Origin of the sequence: Micropruina sp., from assembly GCF_047606365.1 — a bacterium.
Classification (GTDB): Bacteria; Actinomycetota; Actinomycetes; order Propionibacteriales; family Propionibacteriaceae; genus Micropruina.
In genome coordinates this window covers 1-6,946 of record NZ_JASGEN010000120.1, presented here as the reverse complement: position 1 = coordinate 6,946, position 6,946 = coordinate 1, and the positions used below count along the sequence as shown (strand labels likewise).

The following is a 6,946-nucleotide window of genomic DNA, read 5'->3' as shown; positions in this document are numbered from 1 at the left end:
GTCACCGACCTCACGCCGGACGCCGCCACCGTGGCGGCGTCCGGCGCCACCGCCGACAAGCCGGCCGGCCGGCCGCCGCGCTCGCGTCCCGGATCGTCCGGACGGGTCAGCGGGCTGACCCTCGGCGTGGTCGTCAGCTGGCTCAGCCTGATCGTGCTGCTGCCGCTCGCGGCGCTCACCGTGGCCTCGTTCGGCGACGGATGGGGCGGCTTCTGGGCGGCCGTCACCGCACCGGTCGCGCTCGCCGCGCTGGGCACGACCATCCTGGTGTCGGCGGTGGTGGCCCTGATCAACGTGGTGGTCGGCACGCTGATCGCCTGGGTGCTGGTCCGCGACGAGTTCTGGGGCAAGCGTTTCGTCGACGCACTGATCGATCTGCCGTTCGCCCTGCCGACCATCGTGGCCAGCATCGTGCTGCTGTCGCTGTACGGCCCGAACAGCCCGATCGGGGTGGAGCTCAACGCCACCCGCTGGGGACTGATCGTTGCACTCGCCTTCGTCACCCTGCCGTTCGTGGTGCGCTCGGTGCAGCCGGTGCTGATCGAGGTCGACCGCGACGTCGAACAGGCTGCCGCCTCACTGGGTGCCGGCAACTGGACGACGTTCCGGCGGGTGGTGCTGCCCACCCTGGCACCGGCGATCATCTCCGGCGGGGGACTGGCCTTCGCCCGGGCCATCGGCGAATACGGCTCGGTGGTGCTGATCGGCGGCAACATCCCGCGGGAAACCCAGGTGGCCTCGCAGTACATCCAGCAGCAGATCGAGATCGACCGTCCGGTGAACGCCGCGGCCGTCTCGGTGGCATTGCTGGCGATCTCGTTCGCCACCCTGCTGGTGCTGCGCTTCTTCGCCTCGCGGGGCCAGGAACGTGAGGAGCGAGCGACATGAAGGTCTCCACGCCCACCCGGATCGCGCTGCGCAGTGTCGCCCTGCTGTACCTGACCGTGCTGCTCGCGGTGCCCATCGTCACCATTCTGTGGCGCACCTTCGAGCCCGGCTTCGGCGCCTTCTGGGCCTCGATCCGGACGCCGGCGGCGATCTCGGCGTTCAACCTGTCGCTGCTGATCGTGGCCATCACGGTGCCGATCAACGTGATCTTCGGTGTGGTGACGGCGCTGGCCCTGGTCCGCGGCCGATTCCCCGGCCGGCGGCTGCTGTCCGGCGTGGTCGACCTGCCGTTCGCGGTGTCGCCGATCGTGGTCGGCGTCTCGCTGATCATGCTCTGGGGTGTCCACGGCTGGTTCGGCGGGATCGAGAACCTGGGCATCCAGGTGATCTTCGGGCTGCCCGGCATGGTGATCGCGACCATCTTCGTGACCCTGCCGTTCGTCGTCCGCGAGGTCGAACCGGTGCTGCACGAGATCGGCACCGACCAGGAGCAGGCGGCCGCCACTCTGGGCGCGTCCCGCTGGCAGACCTTCGCCCGGATCACCCTGCCGGCCATCCGCTGGGGGCTCACCTACGGCATCGTGCTGACCGTGGCGCGGGCGCTGGGCGAGTTCGGCGCGGTGATCATGGTGAGCTCCGGGTTCCCCGGCGTCTCCCAGACGCTCACCCTGCTGGTGCACAGCCGCTACATCGACGACCACAACACCCACGGCGCCTACGCCGCGGCCACGCTGCTGATGTTCCTCGCACTGGTCACGCTGCTGCTGATGACCGTGCTCGATCGCAAGAGGCCGACCGCCCACGCCGCGATCCCCGCCACACAACCGGACGGCGCCGCCCCGGTCGCCGAGCCCGCCGAGGCGTCCGTCTCCGTCACCGCCGCCAAAGAGAACGCAAGGAGCCAGTCATGATCTCCGTCACCGACGCCCGCAAGGCGTACGGCACCTTCCAGGCGCTCGACAACGTCTCGCTCGAGATCCCGTCGGGCACCCTGACCGCGCTGCTCGGGCCGTCCGGATCGGGCAAATCGACCCTGCTGCGGGCGATCGCCGGGCTGGAGGATCTCGACTCCGGCGCGGTGGTGATCGCCGGCCAGGACGTCACCAGGCTGCCGCCGCAACGGCGGGGGATCGGTTTCGTCTTCCAGCACTACGCCGCCTTCAAGCACATGACGGTGCGCGACAACGTCGCCTTCGGGTTGAGCATCCGCAAGCGGCCCAAGGCCGAGATCGCCAAGCGGGTGGACGAGCTGCTCGAGGTGGTCGGCCTGGCCGGATTCCAGCACCGCTACCCGGCCCAGCTCTCCGGCGGGCAGCGGCAGCGGATGGCGCTGGCCCGGGCGCTCGCGGTCGATCCGCAGGTGCTGCTGCTCGACGAGCCGTTCGGTGCGCTGGACGCCAAGGTGCGCGACGACCTGCGGCGCTGGCTGCGCCGGTTGCACGACGAGGTTCACGTCACCACCGTGCTGGTCACCCACGACCAGGAGGAGGCGCTCGACGTCGCCGACCGGATCGCGGTGCTCAACCAGGGCCGGATCGAACAGGTCGGCAGCCCCGACGAGCTGTACGAGAGCCCGGCCAACCCGTTCGTGATGTCCTTCCTCGGCTCGGTGTCCCGGCTCAACGGCCAGGTCGCCCGCCCGCACGACCTGCGCTTGGAACGGGACGCCCGGCGCGCCGAAGAGGTGGCCGCCGTCACCGGCGTCCGGGTCACCGAGGCCGAGGTCGAGCGGCTGGTCCGGCTCGGCTTCGAGGTGCGGGTCGAACTGCGGCACACCCACACTGGGGAACGGTTCTTCGCCCAGCTGACCCGCGCCGAGGCGTCCGCGCTGCAGCTGGAGGTGGGCCACCTGGTCTGGGTGGTGCCGACCCGGACGTTGCCGAGCGAAGAGGAGTTCCCCGCACTGGCGGTGTGAACGGGTCACAATGAGGTCCGTGGAGATCACCGCCAAGACCGAGTACGCCGTCCGGGCGATGCTGCAGTTGGCCGAGGCCGACGAGCCCGACCTACCGATCTCGGTCGACGCACTCGCCCAGGCGCAGGAACTGCCACGCAAATTCCTGGAGTCGATCCTGGCCGACCTGCGGCGCGCCGAGCTGGTGATCAGCACCAAGGGGGCGCGCGGCGGCTACCGGCTGGCGCGGGCGGCGTCCGAGATCCCGGTCGGTGCGGTGTTCCGCGCGGTCGACGGCCCGCTCGCCGAGGTCCGCGGACGCCGTCCGCACCAGACCTCGTACGAGGGGGTGGCCGAACACCTGCCGGTGCTCTGGGTCGCCGTCCGGTCCAGCCTGCGGCAGGTCCTGGACGAGACCTCGCTGGAGCAGCTGCGCACCGGCAGCCTGCCCACGCACGTCCGGCGACTCGCCGACGAGCCGGACGCCTGGGTCAGCCGCTGACGCCGGCCCGCGAACCCGCCCGCCGCTAAACCCCTCCCTAACTATCTCTGCCCTCCCACATGCGGGAGGGCAGAGATAGTTAGGGAGGGCCCTACGGTCCGGGCCCGGCCGGGGGTGTCCGGAACGGGGCGGAAATCCTCGCCGGATCGGGAATAGGCCTCGATAGGCGCCGGTTGTCGCCGAGTGGAAAGGACGGATCTGCATGCCGCTGTTGTGGAGTTGCCGGGTGGTCGACCACCGCCTGGACGCCAGCTGCCTGTGTTGATGCGCGGTTGAGCGGACGTTCCCGCGCGCCCCCCGTCCTGAATCCCCGAAACCCGAAAGGCTTCATCAACCATGTCCTCATCCGCATCGGCGGCCGCTCCGGCACGCCCCAAATTCCCGTTCTGGGCCCAGGTCCTGACCGGCCTCGCCGCCGGCATCCTGCTGGGTTTCCTGGCCCGGAGCTTCAGCCTCGACTGGCTGACCGAAACGATGGCCACGGTCGGCACCATCTTCGTCCAGCTGCTCCGCGTGCTGGTCGTGCCGCTGGTCCTGACCGCGCTCATCGTCTCGATCACCCAGCTCCGCAAGGTCACCAACGCCGCCCGGCTCGCCGTCCAGACGCTGCTCTGGTTCGCCATCACCGCACTCGTCTCGGTGCTGATCGGCATCACGCTCGGACTGCTCACCAACCCGGGCGCGAACGCCTCCATCAACACCTCCGGCGCCGAGGCCGTCGCGACCCAGGGCAGCTGGCTCGACTTCCTCAAGTCCCTGGTGCCCGGCAACATCCTCGGCCTCGAGGTCAGCAGCAAGGCCACCGAAGCCGCCGGCAGCATCGCGGTCACCAGCTCGCTGTCGTTCAATGTGCTGCAGCTGGTGGTCATCGGCATCGCACTGGGCGCTGCCGCGCTGGCCGCGGGTGAGAAGGCAGCCCCGTTCATTGGCTTCGCCGAGAGTGTGCTCGCGGTATCGCAGAAGCTGGTCTGGTGGGTGATCAAGCTGGCGCCGATCGGTTCGGCCGCCCTGATCGGCAAAGCCGTCGCCAGCTACGGCTGGGACCTGCTCGCCCCGCTCGCGGTCTTCACCGTGGACGTGTACGTGGGCTGCGCCCTGGTGCTGTTCGGCCTGTACCCGCTGCTGCTCAAACTGAACGGCCTGCGCGTCCGGCGGTTCTTCGCCGGTGCCTGGGAGGCGATCGTCTTCGCCTTCGTCTCGCGCTCCTCGATCGGCACCCTGCCGCTCACCCAGAGCGCGGTGACCGACAAGCTCGGGGTGTCGCGTGAGTACGCGTCCTTCGCCGTCCCGCTGGGCGCCACCACCAAGATGGACGGCTGCGCCGCCATCTATCCGGCGCTGGCCGCGATCACCGTCGCACAGCTGTTCGGCGTGCCGCTCGACCTCACCGACTACCTGCTGATCGCCTTCGTCGCCGTGGTCGGCTCGGCCGCCACCGCGGGTCTCACCGGCGCCGTGGTGATGCTCACCCTGACCCTGTCCACGCTCGGACTGCCGCTGGAGGGCGTCGGCCTGCTGCTGGCCATCGACCCGATCCTCGACATGGCCCGGACGGCGACCAACGTGGCCGGACAGGCGCTGGTGCCGACCATCGTCGCCAAGCGCAACGGCATCCTCGACCGGGATCGCTACGACGGAGTCCAGACCTCGACGCCGGTCCGCGCGTCCGAGCCGGAGCCGGCGACGGTCTGATCCCTACCCACCGCTGGTTGAGCTTGTCGAAACCCTCTTCCTGCCTGCGCGGTGACCAAGAGAACCGTCCCCGGTGACCAAAAGAACCGTCCCTTTGGTCACCGGGGACGGTTACTACGGTCACTTCGAGGTCTCGACAAGCTCGACCAACGAGGTTGGTCAGCTCGGCGGGATCGTGTCGAGCAGGGCCCCGAGCGCCCGATCCACCACCGCGTAGACATCCGCTTCCCGCAGGGCCTGTTCGAAGTGCTCGTTGAGGCCGCCCGGGGTGGCGTGGTGCCGGACGAGCGCGGCGAAATCGCTGTTCGTCGCGAACTCGGCGGTGGCGCCGGCGAACACGGACGCGATCAAACGCTGCGCGTCGGGCAGTTCGACTCCCTGCCCGGCCAGCCAGGACGAGACCGTCTGCAGGTAGGCGAGGTGGGCGGCGACCGTGGCGCTGGCCACCGACACCGCGTCCAGCAGCCGTTCGGATTCCAGCACCATCGAGCCGCCCAGATCGTCGAACAGCCGCTGCGCCGCACCGGCCGGCGGGAACACCGGGGTGAAGCCGTTCCGGGAGGCGACCGCGATGCCGGGGATGGCTCGCGAGATCTCGGCCACCGGCCCCACCAGTTCGGCGACCTCGGCCGCCGAGACCGAGGCCATCACGCTGATCACCCGCTGCTCGGAGGTGAGCCGCAGCGACGAGAGGGTCTCGCCCGCGTCCTGCGGGCGCAGGCAGAGCAGCACCGTGCCCGCGGCGGACGCCGCGGCCTGATTGTCGGCCGCGACCCGGACGGTGGGGTAGCGGGCGGCCAGCCGCGCCGTCCGTTTCCGGCTGCGCGGTGCCAGCACCACCGACGGCGGAGCCGGGGCCTCGCACAGCCCGGTCACGATCGCTTCCGCGATCGACCCGACACCGATCACCGCATAGTCTGCGGTGAGATCGTCCTCAGCCATGGCATCCTCCTGATCGTTCACCTCGGAGCCTCGCATATCGGCCCCGATCGTGTCCCGGAACAGGAAGTTCTGCTGAGCCGAATGAAATTGACCCGTTTCGCGCCCGCTCGGTAGTCTGGTGGAGCATCGCAATCTGTGGGCCTACAGACCTAGCAGGTACCGCGCGCCCCATGGATGAAGTTCTCGGGATTCCCCGGCGAAGCGATTCTGAAGGAGCAGGGTTGCGGCGCGCCCACGACGTCCCATCATCAATCGGAGCCCTACTACATGACCTCCTCTCCCGAGGCAGCCCAGATCGCTATCGACGACCTGGGTTCCCCCGAAGCCTTCCTGGCTGCGGTGGATGCAACCATCAAATACTTCAATGACGGCGATATCGTCACCGGAACCGTCGTCAAGGTCGATCGGGACGAGGTCCTGCTCGACATCGGCTACAAGACCGAAGGCGTGATCCCCTCCAAGGAACTCTCCATCAAGCATGACGTCGACCCCTTCGAGGTCGTCGCCGTCGGTGATGAGATCGAGGCCCTGGTCCAGCAGAAAGAGGACAAGGAAGGTCGCCTGATCCTGTCCAAGAAGCGGGCTCAGTACGAGCGCGCCTGGGGCACGATCGAGAAGGTCAAGGAGTCCGACGGCGTCGTCACCGGCAAGGTGATCGAGGTGGTCAAGGGCGGCCTGATCATCGACATCGGTCTGCGTGGCTTCCTGCCCGCGTCGCTGGTCGAAATGCGCCGGGTGCGCGACCTGCAGCCGTACGTCGGGATGGAGCTCGAGGCCAAGATCATCGAGCTGGACAAGAACCGCAACAACGTGGTGCTGTCCCGTCGTGCCTGGCTGGAGCAGACCCAGTCCGAGGTGCGTCACACCTTCCTCAACCAGCTCGCCAAGGGCCAGATCCGCAAGGGCGTCGTCTCCTCGATCGTCAACTTCGGTGCGTTCGTCGACCTGGGTGGCGTGGACGGCCTGGTGCACGTCTCCGAGCTGTCCTGGAAGCACATCGATCACCCGTCCGAGGTGGTCACCGTCGG

7 protein-coding genes are annotated in these 6,946 nt (G+C 69.0%); 6 read left to right on the top strand and 1 reads right to left on the bottom strand.

Annotated features, from left to right (window positions below; genetic code table 11):
• The 5 genes from cysT to QM624_RS14115 form a co-directional block, all read left to right on the top strand.
• On the top strand, positions 1-888 hold an 888-nt coding region (gene cysT, locus QM624_RS14135), incomplete at its 5' end, for a sulfate ABC transporter permease subunit CysT (protein WP_415092886.1).
• On the top strand, positions 885-1,799 hold the full coding sequence (cysW, locus tag QM624_RS14130) for a sulfate ABC transporter permease subunit CysW (protein ID WP_415092884.1): 915 nt from the start codon (positions 885-887) through the stop codon (positions 1,797-1,799). The genes cysT and cysW, both read left to right, overlap by 4 nt.
• Complete coding sequence (locus QM624_RS14125; protein WP_415092882.1) at positions 1,796-2,803, top strand: sulfate/molybdate ABC transporter ATP-binding protein; 1,008 nt, start codon at positions 1,796-1,798, stop codon at positions 2,801-2,803. The genes cysW and QM624_RS14125 overlap by 4 nt, the downstream gene beginning before the upstream one ends.
• 19 nt (positions 2,804-2,822) lie before the next feature.
• Positions 2,823-3,284 (top strand): RrF2 family transcriptional regulator, encoded by a 462-nt coding sequence (locus tag QM624_RS14120; RefSeq protein ID WP_298131983.1) that lies wholly within the window; start codon positions 2,823-2,825, stop codon positions 3,282-3,284.
• A gap of 336 nt (positions 3,285-3,620) precedes the next feature.
• Entirely contained in the window at positions 3,621-4,976 is a 1,356-nt protein-coding gene (locus QM624_RS14115; protein WP_415092879.1) for a dicarboxylate/amino acid:cation symporter, read from the top strand.
• A 159-nt stretch (positions 4,977-5,135) separates the two neighbouring features.
• Here the strand turns inward: QM624_RS14115 and QM624_RS14110 are convergent, their stop codons facing one another.
• Positions 5,136-5,918, bottom strand: a complete 783-nt coding sequence (locus tag QM624_RS14110; protein ID WP_415092877.1) for an NAD(P)-binding domain-containing protein — start codon at positions 5,916-5,918, stop codon at positions 5,136-5,138.
• A 267-nt stretch (positions 5,919-6,185) separates the two neighbouring features.
• On the opposite strand from QM624_RS14110, the gene QM624_RS14105 reads away from it, so the two are divergent.
• A partial coding sequence (locus QM624_RS14105) for a S1 RNA-binding domain-containing protein (protein WP_415092875.1) occupies positions 6,186-6,946 on the top strand: 761 nt, incomplete at its 3' end.